Source organism: Mesorhizobium sp. M7A.F.Ca.MR.362.00.0.0 (genome assembly GCF_004023175.1).
Lineage (GTDB): Bacteria > Pseudomonadota > Alphaproteobacteria > Rhizobiales > Rhizobiaceae > Mesorhizobium.
In genome coordinates, this window is the sequence record NZ_RZTF01000751.1 from 1 (window position 1) to 1,305 (window position 1,305).

General features: G+C 64.0%; 1 protein-coding gene. It reads left to right on the forward strand.

The annotated features are described in order from the left end of the window. On the forward strand, positions 1 to 1,305 hold a 1,305-nt coding region (locus EOC06_RS37415), incomplete at both ends, for a transglutaminase family protein (protein ID WP_164899003.1).

Genomic DNA, 1,305 nt, shown 5'->3' on the forward strand with positions numbered 1-1,305 from the left:
TGCGTGTTCATGCCGCCGGTCGAGGCGCTGGAAGACTATCTCGAACTGGTCGCTGCGGCCGAGAACGCGGCGAAGGCGATCGGCCTTCCCGTGCATATCGAGGGCTACGGCCCGCCTCACGATCCGCGCCTCAACGTCATCCGCGTCGCGCCTGATCCCGGCGTCATCGAAGTCAACATCCATCCTGCTTCCAACTGGCAGGATTGCGTGGCGACGACGACGGCGATCTATGAGGAAGCACGGCAGACACGGCTTGGCGCCGACAAGTTCATGATTGACGGCCGCCACACCGGCACCGGCGGCGGCAACCATGTCGTGGTCGGCGGTGCGACACCCAATGACAGCCCGTTCCTGCGAAGGCCGGACCTGCTGAAGAGCCTGGTGCTGCAATGGCAGCGCCATCCGTCGCTGTCCTATCTGTTCTCCGGCCTGTTCATCGGGCCGACCAGTCAGGCGCCACGCTTCGACGAGGCGCGTCACGACTCGCTCTACGAGCTTGAGATCGCGATGGCGCAGGTACCGCATCCGGACCGGGGCAACGCACCCTTGCCATGGCTGGTCGACCGGCTGTTCCGCAATTTGTTGACCGACGTCACCGGCAATACGCATCGTTCGGAAATCTGCATCGACAAACTGTTTTCGCCGGACGGACCGACCGGTCGGCTGGGACTGGTTGAATTCCGCGGTTTTGAGATGCCGCCCAATGCGCGCATGAGCCTCGCGCAGCAACTGCTTGTCAGGGCGATCATTGCCCGCGCGTGGAAGAGCCCGCTCGATGGCCGCTTCGTGCGCTGGGGCACGTCGCTGCATGATCGCTTCATGCTGCCGCATTATGTCTGGGCCGATTTCCTCGACGTGCTCGACGACCTCAAGCTCAACGGCTTCGAATTCAGGCCCGAATGGTTCGACGCCCAGCTCGAATTCCGCTTCCCGTTCTGCGGTCAGGTTCAGCATGCCGGCATCAAGCTGGAACTGCGGCAGGCGCTCGAACCCTGGCATGTCATGGGCGAGCAAGGCGCGATCGGCGGCACCGTGCGTTTCGTCGATTCCTCGGTCGAACGGCTGCAGGTCAAGACCGAAGGGTTGAATCCGGAGCGCCACGCGATCGTCTGCAACGGCCGCATCGTGTCGATGAAGGTCACTGACAATCGCGAAGTGGCGGTGGCGGGTGTCCGCTTCAAGGCCTGGCAGCCGGCATCGGGCCTGCATCCGGCGCTGCCGGTCAACACGCCGCTGGTCTTCGACATCTATGACCGCTGGTCGGGACGTGCGGTCGGCGGCTGCGTCTACCATGTCGCCCATCCC